A 26,604-nucleotide genomic window follows, 5' to 3' on the forward strand; every position below is an offset into this window, starting at 1 on the left:
TTGAAAATGGGCGTTTATATTTTTCGCCCATTAAACCCAATCATAGAATGTAAAGCGACTATTATTGTGAAAAAAAATCACAAAATAAATTTTAAAAGTGTGATTGATAAATTATCTATCGTACTTGAAATGGAAAAATGTCATAGTGATAAAATAATTGAAAAATGTTCTAATTTATTTAAATCAAAACTACGTCATTTAATTAATGAAGAGGTGGGAAAATGGTCAATACAGAAGAATGGTTCTTTATTTAAAAAAATAATTTTAGATCTTGGAGAGATAACTTTCGAAAATTTTGAACAGCAATTTATCTGTCGACTGGAAAGAGAATTAAAAAACAAAACTCATGATTTCACGAAAAATATAAAACAAAATATTGATAATGATTTATCTGCTTCAAGGAAAGTTAAATCCATGAGTAAGATTCCATCAATATCTCAATATTATTTTATGACATCCAAAACCTTATATTCAGAACAATCTGTGTTAGAGAATATTGATAATTATTTAAAGCATGGTAGCTGGAAATCACCTGATTTACGGCAGCAGGTAAAAGATGTTGAATTCAGTTATTGGTTAATAGAACATGTTAACCACCAGCCACAGAAATGGTTGCCTATGTTAGCTAAACACTGTTTACAACCTACAGGGCTAAGTCGCTTAATTCAGATCTGCCCGCCAGACGTTCTTAGTATGCTTTGTCAGTTATTTACTGAAACAACAACATCTGAATGTGTTAATTCGCAGACAATCATAAACACAAAAGTGACACCAGAAAAATTGAGTTTAGCGGCTGAATATTATCTTCTGCATCAGATGAGATATATAAATGCCACACAGCAGGTAAAAACAGCATTACAAGATATAAATAATCTGACACCAGTGAAAAGTGTCACGGGAAATGGCAATAGCCCATTAACACCAGATATTTTGGAAACCAATATCCTGATGGGTGTAGCGCAGTCGTTTTCACAGCATTCCATGCAAACGCATCATCAAATAAATCCCGTACAACTGAATTATGGCTTGGTTAAGAATTCTGGAGAGCAAAAACACCCAATCTTACAAAATGAGGATCAACATAAAGTTGCACTGAAATCAGCACCACCTGAACAGGTATTACCCATACAGCATGGCTCTGATAATACTATTCATCCCCAATTATCACCGTCGGTTTTACCCATCAGCAATGCCGGTTGTATGATTTTATGGCCTCTGTTACCAACATTTTTCCGCTCCTTTGATTTATTGGATCAAAATCGGTTTACCCGCCTTGAAGCACAAAGAGAGGCCGTCTGTTTACTTGACTGGCTGATTTGGGCTGAGGATGAAATACCCGCATGGCGGCTGACGCTGAATAAAATCATTTGCGGCCTCCCCATCAATGACAACGCGCTATGGCATACACCAGAACCAGAACAGCAAATTGCAATCAGTCAATGGCTGGAAAAAACCATCGTACAACTTCCGGCTTGGAAAAAAATGGGGGTAAATGATGTACGTTATTTATTTCTACAACGATCCGGGGAATTAAGTGAGCTAAACGGCATGACAAATATCCATATTAAACCCGAAGTTTATGATGCGCTGATAAGCGAATGGCCGTGGCCAATTAATATGGCGAGTTTTAGCTGGTTGAAACAACCAATAACGATGACGTGGTTATAACCCTTGACCTCAATAATTTAGTTTGAGTAAAAATTTATGAATATCGCACCTGTTTTCTCTGATGCATTTAAGCAAGATAATGACCGTGATCTGTCATTTTTATTTAGCCAACTGGAACGCATAGATCTGGTATTGCAATACCATTTCCATTGCATAACCGGTCAGCGAAGTGACCTCCTCGATGAATTTCTGTTAAGTGAAGAAGACGTCATAGCCAGACTGGATAAACCGCTGGGTAAACCTCATTGGGTCAATGATGATTATTTGGCAATACCCCAGACAGTGAACCCCGTGGCATCCCGATTAACTGACCTGATTGCCCGTTTTGAGTTGACTGATTTTGAAAGAGATGTGTTGCTGTTAGGTTTATTGCCTCATTTCGATAGCCGCTATTATCGCCTGTTTGCACTGATTCAAGGAGATCAACAGTCTCGGCTCCCCTGTTTTGCGCTGGCATTGGAGCTGTTTTGTCACTCGGCGCTGGAGAAACAGGCGCAGCAAGCCAGTTTTCTACACCGAGCGCCTTTGATTGGCTGCCAACTCTTATCCGTCGATAGCCGTCAAAAAACCTTGACCTGGCTCCAGACTTCTTTTGTAACTGACAGCGGCGTGTATCATTTTTTACTTGGGCATCATTATATTGCGCCGGCTTTAGAACATTACGCTGAGTGGATCACACCCACAGAGATCAGTAGTTATCCGGTAGGTTTAAAACAGGCATTGGGTAACCTATTATTATCTGACCATGATGATATTCGACCCCTTGTTTTATTACGGGGCATGGCCGGTAGTGCCAGAGCTCATGCCGTTGCCAATATGATGGCGTCGGAAAAGCGGCAAACGCTATGGGTGGATATCGCTAAATTGGCTGACAGCGATGATAAAACAACACTTCTCCAGATAAAGCATATTTTGCGGGAAACCCGTATGCGTGGAGCTTGTTTATTATTACGGAATTTCTGCTTATTAGCCGAGAAAAATAAACAGCTACTGGATTCCCTGTCAGCGTTATTGAATCAACCTGAATTAAGGGTTGTCTGTTTGGTCGAACCGTACTCCCCACTGGTATGGTTGAAAAAGATCTCGACATTATTGGTTGAAATGCCCGTTTTCACATCGGTGGAAAAAAACAGACTATTAACGGCCAATTTACCGGATAACTGTTCAGAAGATATTGATGTTATCACCTTAAGTCAGCGCTACGCGTTTAACCCTGAAACCCTGCCATTGATTTTACAAGAGGCGAAGATTTATCAGCAGCAGCGGGAGCCTTTAGGTATTTTGCAGCAATGTGATATACGCAAGGCACTCAATTTACGTGCCCAGCAAAATTTCGGCCAATTGGCGCAGCGCATTACCCCTAAGCGTTCATTAAAGGATTTGCTGGTATCTGATGAAGTGGCTCAACAGATACAGGAGATACTGATGGCAATTAAGTATCGGGAACAGATCTTGGCGGGCGGGTTTAAAGATAAAATTGGCTATGGCACCGGTATCAGCGCGCTGTTTTATGGTGATTCAGGCACTGGCAAAACGATGGCGGCGGAGGTTATTGCTGACTGTATTGGTGTTGATTTAATAAAAGTCGATTTATCTACCGTTGTGAATAAATACATCGGTGAAACGGAAAAAAACTTATCCCGTATTTTCGATTTGGCAGAACAGGATGCGGGTGTTTTATTCTTTGATGAGGCGGATGCCCTGTTTGGTAAACGCAGTGAAACCAAAGATGCCCAAGACCGACATGCCAATATCGAAGTTTCTTATTTACTGCAACGGTTGGAAAACTTCCCGGGGTTAGTTATTTTATCCACCAATAACCGCAGCCATTTGGATAGTGCTTTTAATCGGCGTTTTACTTTTATCACTCGCTTTACTTACCCGGATGAAAACATCCGTAAGGAAATGTGGCAGGCAATTTGGCCTAAAAATATAAAAGTATCACAGAATGTAGATTTCAATAAATTAGCTCAACGAACCAGCGTGACCGGTGCGAATATCCGCAATATTGCTTTGTTGTCTTCATTTTTTGCCGCAGGGGAGGGAAATAACGAAATTAATAACGAAAATATCGAAATTGCATTGGCACGTGAATTAGCCAAAATGGGGCGATTAAGTTTCTAAAAATCACAGTAATAAAAATATCAGAATATTAAATAAACTTATTACCAAAAAGTTATCACAATAATCAATTAAGAGAGATATTATGTTAAAAACGCAAACTATTATTGATGTCAATAAGGCAATGGATACTATGCTGCGCAAGTATCTGAATAAAGAGATTGAGATTCGTTTTGACCTACCTGAGGTGAATACGGTGCCGCCTAAGGCGACGGTCAGTGTTTTTCTTTATGATATCCATGAAGATTTGCAACTTCGTTCAGCAGAATCAAGAGGGTTTAATGCCTCTGCCGGAAAATTATTGCCTGGTTGGGTCAATGTTAAATGCAACTATCTGATTACTTATTGGGAATCTTCCGGCCCAAAATCGGATGGCAGCAGCCCAGATAGCCAACCCTGTAATCAGGCAATATGTGTGATGTCACAAGTCTTGGAGGCATTGATTAATAATCGCCAATTAACCGGTATTCCCGGTGCATATACGAAAATCATTCCACAACAAGAAAATTTAAACAGCCTGGGTAATTTTTGGCAGGCATTGGGTAATCGCCCACGGCTTTCTCTGAATTATTCAGTGACAGTTCCTATTAGTCTAAACAATGGTCAAGATAGTGTAACTCAGATTATTGATGTTTCTTCCAGTGTGGAACAAACTACATCACTTAGCCAAGAAACAATAAGTCATGCTTTACGGGAACGACTTATTACAGAATTAGGGAAGGGAGATGATATTAGGTTGGCGCTGAGCAAAGTGGAAATATTCACGGTTCCAACCAATATTGCACAAGACAATCTGACACAAATGACGCTATCTTTGTCTGTCTCGGGTATTACACATAAGAAATATCTGACAGATATTAATAAAATATTATCTGGCTGGGGAAATAATAGTGTGGTTATTACTACAATCAATGGTTGCAATATCTATATTGAAAAGATAGAAACAGGTAATCTTTTTGGGATTTGATTTTTCGTTATTTAAATAAAATTTATGAATAATGATTTTGATTTATTATTGTGCTTTAACATTCAATTGTTATTTAATTAGTATTTATTATTTAAGAAAATAGTTTTTTTCACGGGAAATAATTTATATATTCAATCGTTGACAAATACTGATGTCTATATATGATTGTCGCCTCAGCAATGATCGTATTATGCTAATTTGCTGAGTCAAATAAGGTATTGAAGGTAAAAATTCAATAAATTCATTAACAGCTTATAGTGCTAGTGAATAGCTCTATCATATTAGAAAAACTCTACCATATTAAAAAAGGAGTTCAGATGTTTACTTCAAAAGAATTATTAAACTTTATTGCTGTAGCTAAGAATAAATCAATAAATAAAGCAACACAGGAGCGATTTATTACACAGTCACCCATTTGTCGTAGCTTGAAAAAGCTGGAGTTTTCATTAGGTGTCAAACTCTTTCAAAGAAAAAGCCAAGGATTAGTTTTAACAGAAGAAGGAGAGTGTTTATATAATAAAGTTTCATCAATTTGTGAGCAACTTGAAAATATTGAAAATGATTACAAGAATCATAAATCACCCTATCATTCCGTTTATCAAAAATAGATATAATGATTTAATGTAATGCGGAAATTGTAAAACTTCTACTAACATAATTACTCTAAGTATTTATGGAATGATATTTCATATATCTTGTTGCCGCTAATTGCCGGATTAAAAAGGAAATATAACATGCCTTTCGATTTTAAAAAGACAGCAGAAGAAAATATTCGTTCAGTACAGCCAAGCCACTCTACTGATGAGGATAGAGACAGCGCTACATCAGACATAGGCTGGGACTCGAATGATATGTTTAGGAACGGTTCTGTTAGCTTGGATCAAGCTAAAGAATATAAATTTTGGAAAGAAAATATTGCCGATTATTACAAATGGATGGTTGTTGTCAAAGAAGAATTGAAAAAGTTGGATTTGAGTTTAAAAGCGATGGGCTCTCCAGAATCCTCAGGAATTAATATGGCTAAAAATATGGGGATTTCCGCCCTCCAAACTGGGTTAAGTACAGGATCGAGCGCAGCCAGTACAGCGATTGGAGGAGCGGTTGGAGGAGCTATTGGAACCGCAGTATTTCCGGGTGTTGGAACTATGGTTGGCACGGGAGTTGGTATGGGGGTTGGTTTATTATCAGGGCTTGGATTAAGTATTCTTAGTGGTATAGCTATTGACAAGTTAAAGTATAAATTAGAGATAGCACATCCTTATCCTAAGACAAAAAATATGATATTTGCGATCAATAATTATGATAAAAACCCTATCACTAATGCAATTAAAAAGAAAGTTAACAAAGATAATCGATATGTCACCGGTGGCAGCATGGCAGTATCAACACTGGTGGGTCAAATCAGCCCAATAAAATTTCCCGCATATGAACTTATCGATCTCGCTGTATCACATGATAGATCATCAGAACTGCTGAGAGATGATAAAGCCCAGCATATATTAGATGTTACTCATGATATTCATGAGGTTCTAAGTGAAAGTCATTCTGATGCAGTCACGTTTATGCGTAAAAACTATGGTGATAGTGGAATGAGTCTTCCTGGGATTTCCGCTAAAATAAAAGGAAGTAAATTAACATTAGATACAATGGCTAGGGCAAGAAACAAAATAGAAAATAGAATTAGTAGCATTAATAAACAAGTGAAAAATCTTTCGTGATTAAATAGAGAACAGTAATTATTTCATGATAATTTTGCCATTTTCCATCATATTCTTGGCCTAATGATATTAGGCTGGGCGTAATCTTGCACCAGACGATACCCATCTGGATAATATGAGAATAAGGTTATATATTTGCGATTTATGTATAAATGAATTTTCAATATAATCGTTCATATGAAGGGAGCTCAGTCCGATTTTTGCGATCTAATCAATCACCAAAAATAACTGAACGGACTGAGTTATGACCATTATAGAAAAGAAAATAGTAGGATCTTATATGCCATATGCTACATACCTTAATGATAAAGATATTAATTTAAAAAACGCATTTTCTTATCATGATAATTCGGAAGTGGGAGCTCATTCGAATGAATTGAGTGAATTATCTGAGAATAATAAAGAGAGTCGCGCAGAATATACAAGCAATGAACCAAGAGCCCCTGAGCGGATGATGACATATCCATATAACGCCATTTCCTCCTCTTGGCATGCTCAAGGAGAAAATCGTATCAATGTTGGCGATAGTGTTAACAAGCAAGGGTTGAATACGGTATTGGATGTTTTGCATCTTGATAAACCAGATACAGAGAAAGTAGCCGCTGATTATCAACGTAAGTTTTTTTCTAAGGAGATGACGACATTCCAAAATAAAACGGACTTAATCCTCACTGAATCCCAAAAAACGCCTAAGACAAAATCACCGGGGATGAAAAAATATACCAAAAATGCATTAAAAGACTTTGCTGCCCATGCAGGCTACTTGCATAACGGCTCCTATCAAGATGAGTTTGTTAACTTTAAGGATAAAAAACAAAACCTGGCCCCTGGAAAATTGTTTCCTGGTGTGGAACTGCTGCCTCAGAAAACCATTGAGATAAACAGGCCTGCGGGATGCTGGCAAAGCAAACGCAGCTATGACATAGAAGATGAATTTAGAAATAACATGGCAAATGAATATCAGGTACAGGACACCAGTAAATTTATCTCGGGGTTAAAAAGCATGTATGAAAAAAGTGGGCAAACGCTGCACCCGATGACTCAACGTCTGGTTGAAGAGCATATCGCACATAACGGAAATATTTTGCCGACGATGGCGGGTATTGCTGGGTTGCATGCTGAAGTACAGGCGTTGAATAAGGTATTTATTGAATCGGACGAGACATCCGGTCAGTCTTCTTCCCCCTTAAATCCAGCTCGTTATGCCAGGGCAATGCTTCAGTCATCAATCTTTACCAAACGACTTACCACGGCTAATGCAGGAAACGATTTCCCAGCTTGTCATAACTGTTCTGGGATTATTCAGTCGCCCGCTAATGTCATCACGGGAATGGTAGGCAGCGCAGGCAGCAATTTTTCTGCGCAGCGCTCAAAACGTCATCGTTCCCAGTCATTGAGTGAATAAACCGTCATTTTTGTTAGCCGCGTTTACTCACCCCAGTCACACCGTTATCTATACAGATGAATAAGATATTATTCAGTTTGCTGAATTTATTTGTTTTACCCTATGACTTTCATTAAATGACCGGTTTTTAAGCGAGTTTATTAGAAAACGGTGCAGATTAATCTGGACTTTATTATAGAAGAAAAAATAGTAGGATCTTATATGCCAAATGTTACATACCTTAATGATAAAGATATTAATTCAAAAAACGGATCTTCTTATCATGATAATTCGGAATTGGGAGCTTACTCGAATGAATTGAGTGAATTATCTGAGAAGAATAAAGAGAGTCGCGGAGAATATACAAGAAATAAACCAAAAGCCCCTGAGCGGATGATGACATATCCATATAACGCTATTTCTTCTCCTTGGCGGGATAAAGTTCTAGCACCTGATTCACTACAAGAAACAGAAACACAACTCCTCATGCATAAATTTAAAGAAGGAGATATTCTGTATGGTTTAGATAATCCCAGAGCTACTGCTTTAGCAGATTTAGCAAAAGTCGGTTTCAAACGCACGAGTAAATCTACAGCTAATTCAGGTAACGTGTTTTCTAGGTTCAGGCAATATTTTCGAAAAAAAAATGACACCAAAAGAAATATACTGATACAAAATGACATCACAAATGCGACTTGGGATGCCAGTAAACCCAGGGAATATGCTACTGATAAAAGTATCAAAAAAGAGGTGCATGATTACAAGCGTGTCATTGGATTTAGAGATTTTTTATCAGAACATCCTAAATACAATGTTAAAAATGATAATGAACTTATAACCAAACTAATTAATAATCCTTCAATAACGACATCAGTGCCGCTTTGGCAAAAAACAAGTAAAGCCGGTTTAGACTATCAACTCTTTGTGAATAAAGCCCCTGTTCATTTTTTGGTTGATACCATTGGCGATGATATTGATACGGTGATATCAAAAAAAGGTCATGGTGCAAGTATAACATCTAGCGAATTACGCTGGTTATATCGCCATAAAGATACTAAAGAAGTGAAAGAAAATTTAAAATTTTGGCGAGATGGGAAAGCCGTACCCCATAGCGAAATATTCGCTGACACTAAATGGAGTAGCTATCAACCTAAACACAGATATCGCTGAATTTTAAGTTTGTTCTGGACGAACGGTCATGGAAACCTGAGCCGCACACAGCCAAGCACGTGGATCGTAGAATTTTTTGTTAGGTTTGTCTGCGCCTTCTGGGTTGGAGTCGCGAGTTCGAATCTCGTTTCCGCTCCAAATTCAGGATGATAGATTTTTATCAAAATCTGCAAGTTACAAAAAAAGCGCATGAGGCGCTTTTTTTGCTTTCAAGATATCAGATCAAAGCTAAACACCACATAAACACTTATGGATATATGGATATATGGATATATGGATATATGGATATATGGATTTTTATGTCTATTCGGTAAGCGTTATATTGCGGTTGACTAATCTTAAAACCCTCTGTTAGATTAAATACACCTGATATAGTCACTATCATAAACAAATCTAACCTGATCTCCTTAAAGCCAGAATAAGTACATAACGGAAGTATTTTCCATAACTTAGCTGTCAGAAAATCATCTCTAATTTGTCCCTAAAGATTTTTAGGGGCGTTTATCTATCAATGCGCATGTGAAGAGGATAGAACCGATGAACTATGATGTGATTGTGGTAGGATCTGGCGCTATTGCAGGTTCAATTGCTTATGAACTTGCTGGTCGCCAATTGAAAGTATGCAGGTTGGGGCGTCTTGATCGTAGCAATGCGGCATCGAGAGCCGCAGGGGCAATGAATGGTTGTTTTGGTGAAGTGACCAGTGGGCTTATTGCGAGCGATTATGGAAAACTGAAACTCAAAATGGACCGTATCGCGAAGGATCGCTGGTCAACATGGGCGCAGCGTTTGGCCGCATCTTCGGGAGATACCCGCCCTCTGTTTACCGCAAAAGGGACTCATGTCATTCTTAATACCGCCGGAATGGAGGTTGTTGATAGTGTTAATTATGATGCTATAGAGAGTGTTCTTCGTGAATATAATGAGCCTTATGAAGTTGTTGAGCCGCGATCGATTAAGGGAATGAAACCTAACGATTTGGCGCGTTCGCTTAAAGGGCTTTATATTCCAGAAGAACATGCCCTTAATTCCCATCTATTGCTTGAAATGTTGGATGCTGCATTGCTCCGGGAAGGCGGAGAAATCGTCGATAACAACGTTAAACGCGTTCTCACAGAAAATGGAATCATAGTGGGCGTTGAAACTGTCGATGGAGTCCGTTTTACCGCAAATAAAGTGATTATTGCAGCAGGTGTGCAATCCCTCGATATATTATCAGACCAGACTTCTATCGTGCAGAAAATTCCACCGCTCTTTGCCGGCTATGGGGTGTCTGTTTTGCTCAAAGTTAAAAATCCCGATGAGTTACCGACATCCGTGATTCGTACGCCTAATCGGGCATTTGCTTGTGGGCTACATTGTGTTCCGCGTAGTGATGGTGTTCTCTACGTCGGCGCGACTAACCTTTTATCCAACCAGCCTCGTACACATGCGACAGTTGCTACTGTACAGTTCCTTTTGGAGTGCGCTTACAACCAGTTAAATGTTGATTTGTTTGAATCAGAGATCCTTGCCATTCAGGTGGGTAACAGACCCATCTCTGCGGATGGTTTTCCATTGATTGGGCCGTGTGGCATAGACGGGCTGTGGCTTGTAACGGGTACATACCGGGATGGCCTGCATCAATCCCCGCTTTTAGCGGATTATGTTGCGAATGCACTCATGGGGCTACCTAATCTGGAGATTGATTTGGCGGATTTTACACCTATTCGTCGGCCTTTAGTGGGGCTCAGCCGAGATATGACCATTTCGGAAGCGGCAAAGCAAACGGTAGCGATGGGTTATGAATTTATCTGGAATCTTAAACCAGGGTGGGATGAATTAATCTATGAATCTTTACTCAATAGTTATGGTGCACAAGTTGAATCTATTGATGATATCTATACGCCTCCCCCAGATTTGGTTGCATTCTCTTGCAAGGATGAGCAGATAACAAAGCGGCTACGTGATTACTACCGTTGTTGGAAGAAATAAGTCGCCGGAAACCATCTGGGACATGAAAAATATCCGCCTAAATGCGCTGCGAGCATCTTTATCATTCTCTGATAAAGATGCATCGCAATATTGGCCGCATACCTCTCTGCCATCTTATTTTAAGATCCCATCCTATTAAGATTATTTTATTTGTCATTTTAACCTGAGCTATACTCAAAACCCTCACATGCGACGTGTACGCTTCGGTTACGGCGCGTAGTCCGTGTTCTAACTGACGGCAACTATTACACTTGATGGATAGGTTCTGAATAACGAATCCGTGTGAGAGTATTTTAGAATTATCCCCATAAATATAATGAATTTAATATTATTTGTTTTGCATTAATTATTGTTAACTGGATGTTAATAAAGGATGTTTTATCGAGTGATATTATTGTGTAATTTTGTTATTGAAAATAATTATAATGCTATTTTATTTTTTGTAGAATTGAATGTTAGTTAGCTATTTTATTAACGCTTATCGTTTTTATATTATTTTTCTTACTTAAAATAAATCAGATTATGCTTAAAACACCATTTTATTATTAATCTGCAATATAAAAATACATAAATAATTATATATTTCAAAATGAAAATAATATTTTACTCAGCATAGCTTTTTGAAGGAGGCAAGTATGGAGGCTTTTCAATTTTATTACCACTGGGAATTGGATTATCTGCGGCAACTCGAAAAACTGGTCGGTGAGGAAAAGCCCCATCTGGCAGATCACTTTAATGGAAATGATCCTGATATTGAAAGACTGAATCAAGGCTTTGCTGCTTTAATGGCTCGCTTGCATCAGAAAGTGGATGATGCATTCCCGGAAATGACCCTGCCTCTGTTGCAACGATTAACCGCGCAATCTATCAAAGGCATTCCCGCTACCAGTGTCGTTCAGTTCGACAGGCGGGAAGGGTTTGATTTTTCCTGCACCCTGCCGAGAGGATCCGAAGTTTCATCAGGCACCGGGGTGACGTTTGTCACGAGCAGAGATTGCCCTATTGAACCGCTGATATTGCTGGCGCGGGATATCACTTATCAGGCAGAAACCACCCTGATCACCCTTACGTTCCAATATATTGGCAAGGATGATCACTGGCCTATCCGTCCTATCAGTCTGTTTCTCAGCCCTGATGAGGCAGTGGCGGATACATTGATGCTGTCCCTGTGCCGTCTCTTGCAGCGCGTAGAACTGCACTATGACGGGTTGACTTATCCGGTCGAGCCTTTCTGGTTTGAACCGTTGTCAGGGGCTTCCCGGCTGATCTTATCACCGCCGATCGCTGTCGCGGGTAACTGGGCGCCGCAAATGCTGATGGAATCGCTCTATCTGCCCCATGTTCATCATTTCCTGACATTATCCCTGCCTACGGTGATGCGCAGTCGGTTATCCATGAAGGAAAGCCGGCAGTTCAGCGTGACGCTGAAACTCTATGACACTCTGCCTTTGTCTGAGGCGCAACTGGCTGATGCTTTTCAGCTCCATTGTGTCCCCGTCGTGAACCTTGAACGCCGGTCGCAGGTGACACAGTCCTTTGCGACCGATACTGCTCGTTATCCCCTGCCTTTGCCGCCCGGACAGGGGCTCTTGCACATGACTGACCTCCGGTTAAAAGATGAACCCGGTAAAGAGCGCGGCAAGCGATGTCAGTTTTATCCGATGAGCCAATTCACGCATTTCTTCCGTCATGCTGATGAAGAAGTCTGGTTTTATGCGCTGGAGATGACCCGTGATGCGTTGGGGCATCTGGAGTATGCACTCATGTTTTACGACAGCCATGCCCGGCCGATGGAACAGCCGCCAGAGCAGGAATTTACCTGCCATTTTGTGGCATTCGATACAGGACTGCCGACATTGGCGGTGGGCGATATCTGCCACGCGAGTGAGGATATTCCTGATGGCCTGCAAGTCAGCAATCTCACGCCCACCGCGCCCAGCTATCCGCCGGTCACTGATTCTTCACGCTATTGGGGGTTGCTGTCACACCATGCCGCCAACGGTTTCTGGCTGAACTCGGTATCGGCTCTCAAACAATTGTTATGGGATTACGATTTTTATGCGGATCTTGACCGTCATGCCCATCGTGATATCCAGCGGTTAACTGCGGGCATTTTAGCGATTCAATCCACGCCCGGTGATTGGCTGATCCGTGGCGTGCCTTACCGCTGTATCCATGTCGAACTGACACTGGATGAATCGGCTTATACCCATCAGGGCGAACTGTTCCGGTTTGCTAATGCTTTATACCAGTTTTTGCCGTTCTGTCTTACCGAAGATATGCGTATGCGAATGACCGTCATCGGGAATACTTCCGATATCCGCTGGCTTTTATCGCCTTGTCCGCTTCAAGGGTATCGCCCAATTATGTGAGGAGCTGCAAAATGGATGGATTAGTGTTTACTTGCCAGATAGGTGCGTTACCGGCCACGACTTTTCAGGTAGTGAGTTTCAGTTTACAAGAAGGGCTGTCACAGCTTTATCACTTGTCTCTGACCGTAGTCAGCCCGCTTAACAGTGTGGTCCTCAATGATCAATTGGGCACTTATGCTTCTCTGACCGTCACCCGCAATGGCAAGGTGGATCGCACGGTCAAAGGGATCGTAGCGGGTGCCGCGCAGGGCAATACTGACGGGCGACAGACTTACTACACGTTTACTGTCCGGCCGGAGATGTGGCGGATGAGCCTTCATCAGGACAGCCGTTTGTTTCAGCGGGAGCCCGTACCGGACATACTTAAAAAATTGCTGAAAGAGCATCGGGTCAAGTCGGACAGCAAGTTTTATGACGATAGTGATCACCACCCCGTTCGGGAATACACCACTCAGAAGCGCGAATCTGCCTATGACTTCTGGTGTCGGCTGGCGGCGGAAGAGGGGATTGTTTTCTGGTTTGAGGAAGAACAACTGTTTTTCAGTGATTCCCATTTGGGGATGACGGCGGATCTTAATCTGACTTACAACGTCCAGCCCAGTACCGATGACAAAGATACTACCGCCTGGCAGTGGCAGTACGCAGAATACCTCTGTCCGGATGAGTATATTCACAAGGACTACAACTACCTGCGGCCTTCCCAGCCGTTGCAGACACAGGCCACATTGCCTCAGGGCGGGCGTCATGCGGTGTTTGAAAGTTACGGCCGTTTCCCGGGGAGCAAAGAAGGTAAGCCGCTGGGCGAGGTGAGGCTTAACCAACTGAACAGCGAAAGTAAGCTGGGTTCGGCTCAAACCAACTGTATTCAGTTGCGTCCCGGCAAAATCTTTATCCTGAAATCCCATCCCATTGCGACCATGAATGACCGCTGGCAGGTGGTGACCGTTAATCACTATGGTTCCCAGCCACAGGCGGCAGGTCTTGCGGGTGAAGGCACTACGCTGACCAATAACGTCACCTTTATTCCGGGCAAAGACGACTGGCGTCCCCCGTACCGTTACAAACCGCTGGCCGACGGGGATGAACTGGCAATAGTAGTGGGGCCGCCGGGCGAAGAGATTTTTGTCAACGAGCACGGCGCTATTAAGGTGCATTTTCACTGGAACCGCCATGATACGCCGGGGGATGGCTCCTCCTGCTGGGTGCGTGTGGCACAGGGTTGGAACGGCAATGGCTTCGGTTTTATGGCGATACCGCGTATCGGTCAGGAAGTGATTGTCTCTTATCTGAACGGTGACATTGATCGTCCTATCGTGACAGGGTGTAACTACAACGGCCTGAACCGTCCCCCTCTCGATTTACCCGCGCAGAAAACCCGTACCACCTTCAAGACGCGTACCCATAAAGGGGAAGGATTCAATGAACTGCGGTTTGAGGATGCGAAAGGCAGCGAAGAAGTGTTTATCCATGCCCAAAAAGACATGAACACCAAGGTGCTGAATAACCGGACTACGCAAGTGCAGGGTAATCATACGGAAACGATTGATGGGAATCAGGCCGTTATAGTGAAAAAAAACAAACAGGAAGTGGTACAGCATACCAGCACCGAAGTCGTCGGACTCGCCAAGACATTGACGGTCGGACAGTCTTATACCATTTCTGTCGGTGCCAATATGAATACCTCAGTTTCCATGAGTCAGACCGAAACGGTCGGCATGCAAAAAACCGTCTCCGTGGGGCAAACACTGACGATCTCGGCCGGCAAGGTGATCGAACTGAAATGCGGTAACAGTACGATGCGGATGGACAGCGATGGCAAGATTACCATCAAAGGGAAGGAGTTCCTGTTTGAAGCCAGCGGCCCTGTGCAAATCCACGGCAAAGATATTGACTTGAACTAAGGAGACAAGGCGATGGAATTCAGAAACCTCACCCCCTTTTCGGTCATGAACTACCGGATGCTGGATACGGAAGATGAAGAATACCATGTGGTTGCCATGAAAGTGGGCTACCAGTTGCTGTCGGCGGGAAAGGGCGAATACCTGGCCGAGCTGCTCCCCGTGATGTCCTTGTGTGTACAGGATCAGTATCGGGGGGCGCTGAATGTCTCGCAGGTGTTGCAGGAAAGTGATCTGGCACCGTTTAAGCCGAAATGTGACGTGATTGTCAATGGCACCGCCTATGCGCCAGAAGGTCAGCCGTGTCCGGCTTTTCCTGTGCGTCTGCTACTGACCGATGCTAACGGTGACACTCTGCTTGACAAGACACTGGAGATCTCCGGCGAGCGGGAATTTTTCCGCACGGATAACGGGCAATGGCAACTCTCTGAACCCAAACCTTTTGATCGCCTGCCCCTTGATTACCGTTACGCTTTTGGGGGGGAATGCCGGATTGAGGCGGGTGATGATGAAGCTGCCAATACTTTGACGGAAGACGATAAACTCTCCCTTGAACAGCGCAGCCAGCACCCTGATGGTGAACAGGCACCGATTGCTCATGCGGTTTTGGAATACAACCCTATCGGTTCAGGTTTTATCTTGCCCTGGTATGCGCAGGCCAAAAATCTACCGCGCTATGTAGCACCGCGTATTACCCGACCGGATGCGCCCATAACGGCGCAGCACTTTGCTGCCATGCTGTCCGGTCATTTATCGGCGACTGAACCCGCCTGCCAGCCACAAGGGATGGGCGTTATCGGGCGGGCGTGGCTGCCACGGCGAACGCTGGCCGGCACTTATGACCAAACATGGCTGGATCAACGCCATCCCTATCTGCCACAGGATTTTGATTTCGGTTACTGGAATGGTGCGCCACAAGATCAGCAAATTGACTGGCCCTCTACCGATATCACATTGCAATTGACTAACCTAACACCGGATGGCTCCTTACAAACTCAACTGCCGGGGCATCGTCCTTTTATTCTGTTCCGCATGGAGGATGGTGCTCTTTTTCCGGTTCTGATGAACCTCGATACCCTGATTATTGACACCGATGCAATGACACTGGAACTGACTTTTCGTCTGCATTTCAGCATCGACTTACTCATCAGAGTCACAGAAGCGCGGTTTGAAATAAATCCCAAAGCCCCCTTAATCACATTTGCACCCCAACCGGAGCAGAATCATGGCGGATAACTATATTGCCCGTAAAGATACTCAATGGCTAATTATCAGTCTGGTTCCTGATGTATGTAAAACCCCGATGGGTCCTGCTACACCACCGATCCCCTATCCCGTTATCGCCAAACTGGAGGATGCCTCTGTGCCGACAACCTCGGTACGGGCAAACGGGCAGCCGGTGGTGGTATTTGCGCAAAGTTTTGTGCCGCAGACTTTGGGTGATGAAGCGGGGACGGCCACTGGTGTTAAAAGCGGCACAGTCGGGGGGAAGTGTCACCCGGAAGAACACACGCAAACGGTGCGGGCGGGTGGCAAATTGACGTTACGCCACGGGGATAAATTTTGGATGAATGGGGCATAAGGGGGCGATTATGTCAAAAGGAGTAAAGGACGATAGCCCGACCGGCACGGGGAATACGAAAGGTATTATTGTTGGGCAGTCAGGGCAGGCGGGGAAAAGTCCAAGAGAAGCTAATCTTCCTGTTAAGTCGGAAACACCACAAGAATTACAAGCTTCAAGCCATAATAGAGATAGAAGAAATATCTTTGGTGACGTCTTCAGGGATCTACAGGAAAAATTCAACTATGTTAGTGAGCATCCCCCGCAACTTTTTAAAGAAAAATTTGATTCTGTTGCTCAATGGGGTAAGGAACAAGGACATAATCTTGTTGAGGCAGTAATGCACCCAGGAGAGGCAATAAAAGGAGCTGGAAAGGAGTTTTTTAATACTTTGGTAGATCTCTCTCAACTTGTAGAGAAAATTCCTGAAATGGAATTGAAAGGAATAGGGTATGTACTGACATCGGTAGGGGCTGACAAAGTAGGTTCTGCATTTTCTAATGCAGGTCAATGGTATGGAGATACAGTCCAAGGAGCTTTGGGGTCTTTACATATGGAATTAAGTAACCCTGCTCAAAAAGGCGGGGCTTTGATAGGCACAGTTGCCTCTCTGTTTGTTGGCCCTGGTGAGGTAAAGACAATTATCAAAGCAGGTACTGAGTCAGTGACTTTTTTGTCACGAGCAGTTAAAGGAGAAAAGGCGATAACTGAAATTCTTGCAACAGAAAAAGTATTGGATAAAGCCAGGCCGCTAACTGATGCAGAAAAGTCATTATCTAAAACAGCCAAAGCAGAGCAGCAAGGACTTGGCTCCAAAGTAAAGCCTGGGGAGAGAAAACCTACTGAGCCCAAGAAATCAACAGACAAAGAGAAAAAAGAGAAAAAAGAAGAAACCGAGTCTGAAGAAAAAAACAGCAAAGGCTCTTTATGTAACTTAAAAGGTGATCCTGTCGATATAACTACGGGAGACTACCTGAAAATTTACCCAGTCATTGACATTCCCGGGCTGTTACCGATTAGGTTGACCCGAATCTATCGTTCTACTTCCAATCTGAGTGGGATTTTTGGATCCAAATGGATAGATGATTGGTCACGCCAGCTAGTAATAGATGACGGTGTAATCCATTTTACTGATGCTGACGGGCAAGTATATGGTTTTACTACACCCAAAAATCAGGTGCTGGCCCGTAATCGCCACCTTCTTCACGGTTTACTGACGGGGGAACTCGATGGTGAACTGAGTTTGATTGATCGGTCGAGCCAACAAACTTTCCATTTTAACTACGTCCAGGGCAACCGCCGCCGACTGTCTGCTATCACTGACCGTCGCCAGAATGCGATTCAGTTTATCTACGACACTCAACACCGGCTGGTTGAGGTCGTGCGCAATGACGGTTTCCGGTTAACCCTCAGTTATCAGGAACATCAACTCCAGACAGTGGATTACCACTGGCAGCAGGTACAGCAGCGATTAGTCACCTGTCATTATGACTCGCACGGCTATCTTGCTGAATGTGACGCCTTCCAGGACAAACATCTGTGGTATGAATATACGGCACAGGGGTTTATGACCCGCTGGCACGACACGGAGCAGACAGATTTTTATATTACTTACGATGAACGTGGGCGGGTACTTTCCACTAATTCTTCCAGCGGCCACTGGTGCGATCGTTTTATCTATGACGATGAGGCCCGTGTGACCACTTATCTTGATGCCGAAGGGGGAAAGACCCTTTCCTATTACAACCAAAATAATCAAGTGATCCGTGAGGTTGATCCGTTAGGGCGTGAAACGCGGACTCAGTGGCGTTACAACCAGAAGGTTTGGGAAATTGATCCACTGGGTGGTTATACCACTTTTGATTACAACAATGACGGTGCATTAACTGAAATTGTATTACCAACGGGGGACGCTTTTTATTATGACTATGATGAACATGGTCAACTGATCGAGGCAACTCAGCCTACGGGCGATACTTGGCACTTCCATCATGATGAGCAGGGTAATCTGGCTGCGGTCACCAATCCGCAAGGACACAAAGAAGAATATCAGTACGGTACTCATGGGGAACTGCGGCAGCATCTGTTGCCGGATGGCCGGCAATGGCATTATGCCTATGATGAGCATCAGCGACTTGCCGCAATTATGACGCCTGATGGCCAAACGACGGGTTTGGAGTTGGATGAACTGGGGCGTCTGCGCCGTATTACCAATGCACTGAAGCAGGAAAGTCGTTATCGCTACAGTAACGTCCATGCCAGCCTGAATGGCAGCGTGACCGAAGTTGAACTGACGGATGGTGTTACCCAGCATCTTGAATATGACAGTGAACGACGTGTTATCGCTGTTACAGATGGAGAAGGCCGTACTACCCGCTATAGTTATGGCGCTTTTGACTTGCTTACCCACGTTACCCGTCCCGATGGCACGACATTGCACTTTGGTTATGATCGCCTCACCCGTTTTTGTTCCGTCACTGCGTCTACAGGAGAAACTTACCGCTATGAGCGGGATGCTGCCGGTCAAATTATCCGTGAAATTGATTTTACCGGCCGCACCATCGACTATCAGTATGATGCGCTGGGGCGTCGTATTCAGGCGCGCTATCCGGATAACCATTTGCTGCGCTGGCATTATTCAACGGCGGGCTTGGTAACCCGACAGGAAACCTGGTATCAGGACGGGGACAGGCTTGAACTGAAAGCCTCCACTACCTACGAGTACAACGCCCGCCATCAGCTTACTCGCGCAGTCAATAACGATGCGGTTGTGGAATATGAATATGATGCGGTTGGTTTGCCCGTGTGTGAGCGCATCAATGGGCGGGAAATCACCCGTGAGTGGAATAGCCTGACAGGGCAAATCACCACCGAGACTGTTGGTGATCATGCCCTGCACTTTGGTTACTCCGTGATGGGAGGGCTGAATCACTTTCAGTTTAACCAGCATACGCCACTGACTCTGAGCCATGATGCCTTGGGGCGGGAAACTGTGCGGGAAAGCGCGGAGGGATTTATCCTTGCCAGCCGTTATACCGCCACGGGGCTGTTGGCACACCAATCCGCAGGACGCGCCACGGCGCTGTTTCGCGAAACCTTGGCACAAAATGATCCGCACTTCCCACCGCAGGCCACGGCGGTTAACCGTAGCTGGCAATATGATCGCGCCTACAGCGTCAGAGTGATTGATGACGGTATCTGGGGGCAAACCCGCTACCGCTATAACCAGAATGACCAGATAGTCAGCGCAACCTTCAATGGCCGGCTGCCCTATGAAGAACAGTTTGGTTATGACGCCAACGGCAACCTGAGCCAACACCTGCCGGTGGACGCACGGGGCGCGGTTGAGCAGATTGAACAGCGCCAGCAGGCGGGACGGGTCGTTAAACGCGGTAATGTTTCTTATCGTTACGATGACAATGGCCGACAGGTGGAGAAAACCGAGCACCATGATGGTTTCCGGCCGCAGATATGGCGTTACCGCTGGGATACCCAAAACCAGTTGACCCATTGCGAAACACCGGACGGCTCACGCTGGCACTATCGTTATGATGCTTTTGGGCGGCGTATCCGTAAGCTGAAAGTCCACGATGGTAAACTGACCGCAGCCAATTTGCAACGCTGGCTGGATGGTAAGCCGGATTTGACGGCGAAACCGGATACCATTACGGGGTATGACTACCTGTGGAGCGGCAACCAGTTAGTTGAGGAAACCCCACTGTATGCAGATGGTTCACCTGCCCATGATCGCCGCATTTGTTGGCTGTATGCGCCGGGTGCCTTTACGCCTTCGGCTCGTTATGAAAAGGGCAAGTTACATTACATCGTCAGTGACCATCAGGGGACGCCACGGGAAATACTGAGCGAAGCCGGTAAGCTGGTATGGGCAAACCGGCTGACCACTTGGGGCAAAGCCGAGCGGATGCCGCTACTAGCTGCAAATGATGAAGATTATCACGTTAGCTGTAATCTGCGCTTTGCCGGCCAGTGGCTGGATGAAGAAAGTGGGTTATACTATAACCGTTTTCGGTATTACTCACCGGAGACCGGGCAGTATATCTCGCCCGACCCGATAGGGCTGTTGGGGGGAGTGAATCCGTATGGATATGTGTATAATCCGTTAACTTGGATTGATCCGTTTGGGTTGGTAGCTTGTTCGCCTAAGGACAGATTTATCAATTACAGAGAAAAAGGTCTTGTTGACGAGAATAGAAATATTGCTACATCTAACTATAATATTAATGGAGAATCAGGTACAGCAGATGCCATCAGTGGAGCAAGGAGGAATGTTGACAACTTTGTGGATATTCCTGATTTAAATAATAGGGAGTTCTATACTTATGCAGTGGGTCGGAATACTGAAAATCTAAGAGGTTTTGACTCTGAAGTGAAAATATTTGAGCATCTGGCTCGTAAATTTCCACGAACAGCTCAGGGGCATATTTATTTACATTCTGAGCTACGAGTATGTCGTTCATGTGATAGTGTAATAGACCAATTCGTCAGTATTTTCAAGGGAATCAAAGTTGATGTAACTTGGGGATGGTGATATGGAAGAGATTTTTTTTGTTAATGAAATTAAGAAACTAACTGATATATTAGATTCAAAAGGATTAGTTGTTAAAGGGTGTGACAAACACCAAATATTAAACCTAGAAGATAAATATGGCAAATTGCCCAGATATTATAAAATATATTTATCACTTATTGGGGCTGATTCTGGTGATTTTAGAAAAGGTACAGATACTTTATTTAAAGATATAGATGATATAAATGAATGGACTATTGAATTAATGCAGGAGAATCACATTAAATTACCTGATAAGATGTTTTCATTTTCATTGCATCAGGGTTATTCTGCTTTGTTTTTTGTGGATAGGAATGACGACGACCCTTATGTTTATTGTTATACCGAGGGTGACGAGATAAAAAAAAACGGAGTATGTTTTTAGTGAATATATTCTGGCAGAAATAGATTTATATAAAAAATATCAATGCAATAGTCTTTGATTGTAAAGCCGGAAAATTCGCGTAATCTTCCGGTCTTATTTATGAACACCCTGGGTTGGAGATATTGAAGAGCTGCTGAATTAAAGTAAAATGTTGTTCAGTTAAAATAATCTGGTGGTATGGTAGGGCAATAGTTGACACAGAAGTTATCTCTAAAGTTAAGCAATAAAACCTGAAAAAATAGGTATGTAGTGACAGATATGATCTTTCGAATATTCAGATGAGATTAAAGGGGGGATCCTACTATATGGATGCTGTTTATAAATATATTGATTTTTATCTTTTACTTGACATTATCAATGGATAACTTGATGCTATTTTCTTGGGATTAATTAATTGCGTATTTCTGTGTGTTAAATTTAGATAAGTCAAATTTTTTAATTATTATCTATTTCAGATGAAATTATATTATTACCAGATTGATAATATTTAAAAATTGTATTTTCTATATATTAATAACAACTAATAATTGGAAAGATATCCTATATTATAAATGTTTATTATGATAAAAATAAATCTATATTATGTAAATAAATATTTCATCAGCAATAATAAAATTTACTAGTAGCATATTAATGAGATATTTGTAACATAATTTATTCTTCGCATTCTGTAACAGTTAACAACGTTTTTTCTTGAATATACCGTATCATAAAGCGACCAATATTACCCCTATTATGACATTAAGGATGAAAACAATGTCAGTTCTTACAGAATTTCCCCCCAAGCCGAACCCATATCCCACACAGCCCCTTGAGGAGAAACAATTATGAGTCATACCGATTACACGTTATACAGCAAAACACCGACGGTAATGGTATTGGATAATCGCGGTCAGACGGTTCGAGACATCCATTACCACCGTCATCCGGATACGCCGCAAACCACCGATAATCGTATTACCCGCCATCAGTTCAACGCCCTTGGGCAACTGATTCAGAGTATTGACCCACGTCTGTTTGAGTTACAGCAGACAGACGCGACCGTTAAACCCAATTTCGCCTATTTTCACGCATTGACGGGAGAAGTGCTGCGTACTGATAGTGTGGATGCAGGTAGCAACGTCTCGCTGGATGATATTGCTAATCGTCCGGTGCTGAATGTGAATGCAACCAATGTTATTCGGACTTGGCAGTATGAAGACAGCACCTTGCCGGGGCGCCTCCTAAGTATCACCGAACAACCGAAAGAGGGCACATCCCAGATAACCGGGCGTTTCGTTTGGGCGGGTAATAACCCGTCAGAGCAAGCTCAGAATTTGGCAGGTGCTTATACCCGACACTACGATACTGCGGGTTTGAATCTGACAAACAGTATTTCTCTGACGAATGTTCCCCAGTCTGTCAGCCGTCAGTTACTGAAAGATGATGTCAATGCAGATTGGCAGGGAAATGACGAGCCGGCTTGGAATGCCCTGTTATCGCCAGAGGTCTTTACTACCACGACGACGACCGATGCCACGGGGATGTTGCTGACCCAGACCGATGCGAAAGGCAATAGACAGCGCATGGCCTATGATGTAGCGGGCTTACTGCGTGGCAGTTGGCTGACCCTGAAAGGGCAAACTGAGCAGGTGATTCTTAAATCCCAGACCTACTCAGCAGCCGGGCAAAAACTGCGGGAGGAGCATGGCAATGGGCTGGTGACGACTTACCGCTATGAAGTGGAAACGCAACGGCTGATTGGCATTAAAACCGAACGGCCGGCAGGCCATGCTGCGGGAGCGAAAGTTCTGCTGGATCTGCGCTATGACTATGATCCGGTGGGGAATGTACTCAGCGTGGTTAATGATGCGGAAGCCACCCGCTTCTGGCGCAATCAGAAAGTAGATGCAGCCAACACGTACACCTATGACAGCCTGTACCAGTTGGTTGTGGCTACCGGTAGAGAACTCGCCAATATCGGTCAACAGAACACTTCTCTGCCTCATCCTGTCATTCCATTGCCGACAGACAACAGCAGTTATACCCACTACACCCGCAACTATACCTATGACGAAGGAGGCAACCTGACGCAAATTCGCCATAGCGCACCGATAAGCAATAACAATTATACGAATGACATCACCGTATCAAACCGCAGTAATCGGGCGGTGCTTAATACCCTGACGAAAGATCCCGCACAAGTGGATGCGTTGTTTGATCAGGGGGGACATCAGCTACAGCTCTTGCCGGGGCAGCCGCTTATCTGGACAGGCAGGGGAGAGCTACAGCAGGTTACGCCTGTTAGCAGGGGCGCTCAGTCAGATAAAGAAACTTACCGCTATGATGCTGACAGCCAGCGCATAGTGAAAGTGAGTACGCAACAGACCGGCAGCGGAAGCCAGATGCAGCAGGTGATTTACCTGCCGGGGCTAGAGTTACGCACTACTCAGAGTGGCAGCACCTTGAAAGAAGCTTTGCACACTATCACGGTCGGAGAGGCAGGTCGGGCACAAGTTCGGGTGCTGCATTGGGAAAACGGGCTGCCAGATGGCATAAATAACGACCAGATACGCTATAGCTATGACAATTTAATAGGCAGCAGCAATCTGGAAGTCAACAGTGCCGGGATGGTGATCAGCCAGGAGGAATACTATCCGTACGGGGGGACGTCAGTATGGACGGCAAAAAACCAGACGGAAGCGGATTATAAAACCATCAGATATTCAGGTAAGGAGCGGGATGCGACGGGATTGTATTACTACGGTTATCGCTATTACCAAAGTTGGGCAGGTCGATGGTTGAGCGCCGATCCGGCGGGAACGGTAGATGGACTGAACTTGTTCAGGATGGTGAGAAACAATCCGATAACTTGGGAAGATAGCGACGGTAGGATGCCAAAACGTAAGCGTGAGCCGGAATTTGAAAACATTGAAGGTGTGGAATTCAGGTTAACTCTGAGCAAAAAGCGTTCGACGATTGAGGTGAAAGATGATAAAGGCTATTTGGTGTCGGGGGATAGGACGGTCAAGGATCTCAAGACTTCTGCGTTACTCTTGCCTGAAGAATTATTTGAAAAAGTACCGGGGTTATCAAACAATGTTACGCAGTTCCGTTTGAAAGAGGATATACCAAAAAGCTGTATCAGTGCGACGGAATATATTATTGATCGTCTGCATGGCAGGGATAGGCCTTTTAATTATGCCGCTGAGGCTCAAGGAGAAGAAACCAGCGATAAGGTTTCCATACAGCCAGAATTTAAAACCCACACTGGAGGCCATTTTTCCTTTAATGCTTCTGATGATGATTTTGCTGGGGATGAAGGCGGTCAGTTACCGCTGAATAGTAAGCAGATCAGGGATATTGATGATACACCTGTACCCAACATAGGCGAAGGCTTGATGTTAGCGGAAACGAGTGGAAATAAGAAATATAAAGGGAGTTATCCTTTCCATTTTATGGCGGTATTGGGAACCATTGTCGGCCAAGATCAACAGCGGAAAGCGGCTATTATCAGTGATGTTTCTGAACCCACACGTGATGAAGGTGCGGAATTACCTAGAGTAGGAAATCTTGCTTTGCGTATCATCAGCAGTAACAGTGAGGTGAGAGATCATGACTATACAGCTGAGCGATACCGCCTTGGCCGTGTCGTTGCTCAACCACGGGCGGCATCTTAATTTTCTGTAATTGAAGAAGATTTTCTCGCATTAGCAATGCAATAACGGTGAAATAGCGCCAATGGCCGAGCCTGCTAACCCTAGGTTCGGCCGTTTTTGGCTTTATCATGCTGGATGTAAGTGGTGTTTCATAACCCAAATGCGCGTTTTCCTCTATCGCTATTAGTATTTGGTGGTGCTGCGCAGAATTACTTCCTGCCTGACGGAAACATAAGAACTACAGTTCCTGATTTTCACCCTATTGGGTCTATCACGTCAGTAAAAGTTCTTGATTAAAACATGATACTTAAAAGCCAGCATGTAAGTGCTGGCTTTTAGTTAGGGCAGTTCAATTTATTCGTTGCATGAGAGATTAGGAACTGGTCACATATCCAACCAGTTGGAGTGAAATGTCGATTCCACAAAATCGTAAACAAAGTCCACTTTTTAGTGGCTTATATTTACTAATAATTTATCGGCGTAAAGAGCGGTGTTAATTTTGAAACATCAACTGTCTTTTCGGCTTTATCAAGGCTATAAGACTCTTGCAATTTCAACCACAACCGAGGGCTACTACCAAGAACCTTGGACAACTTCACAGCCATCTCTGGCGTGACAGATGCTTTACATGTCACGAGACGTTGCGCTGTAGAGGGAGCAACATCTAACGCCCTAGCAAGATCACGAATACCTAATCCCAACTCTTCTAAAGCATCGGCAATAACTTCACCGGGATGGGGTGGGTTAAACATCTTCATTAGTGATAATCCTCATAGTTAACAATATATGCGTCACCATCAATAAACTCGAATGTCACACGCAAATTTCCTGACACAGTAACTGACCACTGACCCTCTCTATCTCCAGTTAACGGGTGTAGTCTGTATCCGGGTAGATTAATATCTCCTATAACTTCCGCATCATTGATCACAGCAAGTCTCTGCTTGAGCTTTTTTGCATGTTGAGAATTAATACCAGATGTCTTCCCCGTCTCAAAAAACAGACGTAATCCCTTATGCTTGAAACTCTTGATCATTCCTTAATGCTCCCTGTTGCGCCACAAGAAACAATATATGCCCCTGTTCCCTGAAACGCAACACCTTTTTACTAATCACTATACAGTGTCGTCATGATATTTCAGATCATATTTGGAACTTACTTGAGCCACATTTGCCGGGGCG

General features: G+C 43.8%; 17 protein-coding genes and 1 pseudogene. 15 read left to right on the top strand and 3 right to left on the bottom strand.

Annotated features, from left to right (window positions below; translation table 11 throughout):
- The first annotated feature begins 6 nt into the window (after window positions 1-6).
- The 7 genes from PSI22_RS06615 (at window position 7) to PSI22_RS06645 (ending at window position 9,028) form a co-directional block, all read left to right on the top strand.
- On the top strand, window positions 7-1,668 hold the full coding sequence (locus PSI22_RS06615; protein WP_273579131.1) for a contractile injection system tape measure protein: 1,662 nt from the start codon (window positions 7-9) through the stop codon (window positions 1,666-1,668).
- A 36-nt stretch (window positions 1,669-1,704) separates the two neighbouring features.
- A complete protein-coding gene (locus PSI22_RS06620) occupies window positions 1,705-3,792 on the top strand; it encodes an ATP-binding protein (protein ID WP_273579081.1) in 2,088 nt (695 codons plus the stop codon).
- A gap of 82 nt (window positions 3,793-3,874) precedes the next feature.
- Window positions 3,875-4,756: a Pvc16 family protein gene (locus PSI22_RS06625; RefSeq protein WP_273579082.1), complete on the top strand. Its 882-nt coding sequence runs from the start codon at window positions 3,875-3,877 to the stop codon at window positions 4,754-4,756.
- A gap of 317 nt (window positions 4,757-5,073) precedes the next feature.
- The gene (locus PSI22_RS06630; protein ID WP_273579083.1) at window positions 5,074-5,364 is read left to right on the top strand and encodes a LysR family transcriptional regulator; all 291 of its coding nucleotides are present in this window, start codon (window positions 5,074-5,076) and stop codon (window positions 5,362-5,364) included.
- Between the two features lie 126 nt (window positions 5,365-5,490).
- Window positions 5,491-6,474, top strand: a complete 984-nt coding sequence (locus PSI22_RS06635; RefSeq protein ID WP_273579084.1) for a hypothetical protein — start codon at window positions 5,491-5,493, stop codon at window positions 6,472-6,474.
- Between the two features lie 244 nt (window positions 6,475-6,718).
- Complete coding sequence (locus tag PSI22_RS06640) at window positions 6,719-7,879, top strand: YwqJ-related putative deaminase (protein ID WP_273579085.1); 1,161 nt, start codon at window positions 6,719-6,721, stop codon at window positions 7,877-7,879.
- Between the two features lie 201 nt (window positions 7,880-8,080).
- Window positions 8,081-9,028, top strand: a complete 948-nt coding sequence (locus PSI22_RS06645; RefSeq protein ID WP_273579086.1) for a hypothetical protein — start codon at window positions 8,081-8,083, stop codon at window positions 9,026-9,028.
- Between the two features lie 3 nt (window positions 9,029-9,031).
- Here PSI22_RS06645 and PSI22_RS06650 read toward each other — a convergent pair.
- Window positions 9,032-9,133, bottom strand: a pseudogene (locus PSI22_RS06650) (fructose-bisphosphate aldolase class-II family protein); the annotation flags it as partial.
- Between the two features lie 432 nt (window positions 9,134-9,565).
- Between PSI22_RS06650 and PSI22_RS06655 the strand changes: the two are divergent.
- The 8 genes from PSI22_RS06655 to PSI22_RS06690 all read left to right on the top strand — a co-directional run bounded on the left by PSI22_RS06655 (window position 9,566) and on the right by PSI22_RS06690 (window position 25,444).
- A complete protein-coding gene (locus PSI22_RS06655) occupies window positions 9,566-11,002 on the top strand; it encodes an NAD(P)/FAD-dependent oxidoreductase (protein ID WP_273579087.1) in 1,437 nt (478 codons plus the stop codon).
- Between the two features lie 635 nt (window positions 11,003-11,637).
- Window positions 11,638-13,374, top strand: coding sequence for a type VI secretion system baseplate subunit TssF (locus tag PSI22_RS06660; protein ID WP_273579088.1), 1,737 nt, complete (start codon window positions 11,638-11,640; stop codon window positions 13,372-13,374).
- Between the two features lie 11 nt (window positions 13,375-13,385).
- Window positions 13,386-15,275, top strand: a complete 1,890-nt coding sequence (gene tssI / locus PSI22_RS06665) for a type VI secretion system tip protein TssI/VgrG (RefSeq protein ID WP_273579089.1) — start codon at window positions 13,386-13,388, stop codon at window positions 15,273-15,275.
- A 12-nt stretch (window positions 15,276-15,287) separates the two neighbouring features.
- Window positions 15,288-16,508, top strand: a complete 1,221-nt coding sequence (locus tag PSI22_RS06670; protein ID WP_273579090.1) for a DUF2169 family type VI secretion system accessory protein — start codon at window positions 15,288-15,290, stop codon at window positions 16,506-16,508.
- Window positions 16,498-16,854 carry a DUF4150 domain-containing protein gene (locus PSI22_RS06675; RefSeq protein ID WP_273579091.1) on the top strand — a complete coding sequence of 119 codons (357 nt, stop codon included), beginning with the start codon at window positions 16,498-16,500 and terminating at the stop codon, window positions 16,852-16,854. Before PSI22_RS06670 ends, PSI22_RS06675 begins: the two co-directional genes overlap by 11 nt.
- Before the next feature lie 10 nt (window positions 16,855-16,864).
- Window positions 16,865-21,382, top strand: a complete 4,518-nt coding sequence (locus PSI22_RS06680; protein ID WP_273579092.1) for an RHS repeat-associated core domain-containing protein — start codon at window positions 16,865-16,867, stop codon at window positions 21,380-21,382.
- Between the two features lies 1 nt (window position 21,383).
- Complete coding sequence (locus PSI22_RS06685) at window positions 21,384-21,785, top strand: SMI1/KNR4 family protein (protein WP_273579093.1); 402 nt, start codon at window positions 21,384-21,386, stop codon at window positions 21,783-21,785.
- Between the two features lie 827 nt (window positions 21,786-22,612).
- Window positions 22,613-25,444 (top strand): RHS repeat domain-containing protein, encoded by a 2,832-nt coding sequence (locus PSI22_RS06690; protein ID WP_273579094.1) that lies wholly within the window; start codon window positions 22,613-22,615, stop codon window positions 25,442-25,444.
- A gap of 443 nt (window positions 25,445-25,887) precedes the next feature.
- On the opposite strand, the gene PSI22_RS06695 is transcribed toward PSI22_RS06690, so the two are convergent.
- Together PSI22_RS06695 and PSI22_RS06700 are read right to left on the bottom strand one after the other, a co-directional pair.
- Window positions 25,888-26,181, bottom strand: coding sequence for a HigA family addiction module antitoxin (locus tag PSI22_RS06695; RefSeq protein ID WP_238100352.1), 294 nt, complete (start codon window positions 26,179-26,181; stop codon window positions 25,888-25,890).
- Window positions 26,181-26,459, bottom strand: coding sequence for a type II toxin-antitoxin system RelE/ParE family toxin (locus PSI22_RS06700; protein ID WP_038185829.1), 279 nt, complete (start codon window positions 26,457-26,459; stop codon window positions 26,181-26,183). The genes PSI22_RS06695 and PSI22_RS06700 overlap by 1 nt, the downstream gene beginning before the upstream one ends.
- Between the last annotated feature and the right edge of the window lie 145 nt (window positions 26,460-26,604).

The organism is Xenorhabdus aichiensis (genome assembly GCF_028598775.1).
GTDB classification, from domain to species: domain Bacteria; phylum Pseudomonadota; class Gammaproteobacteria; order Enterobacterales; family Enterobacteriaceae; genus Xenorhabdus; species Xenorhabdus bovienii.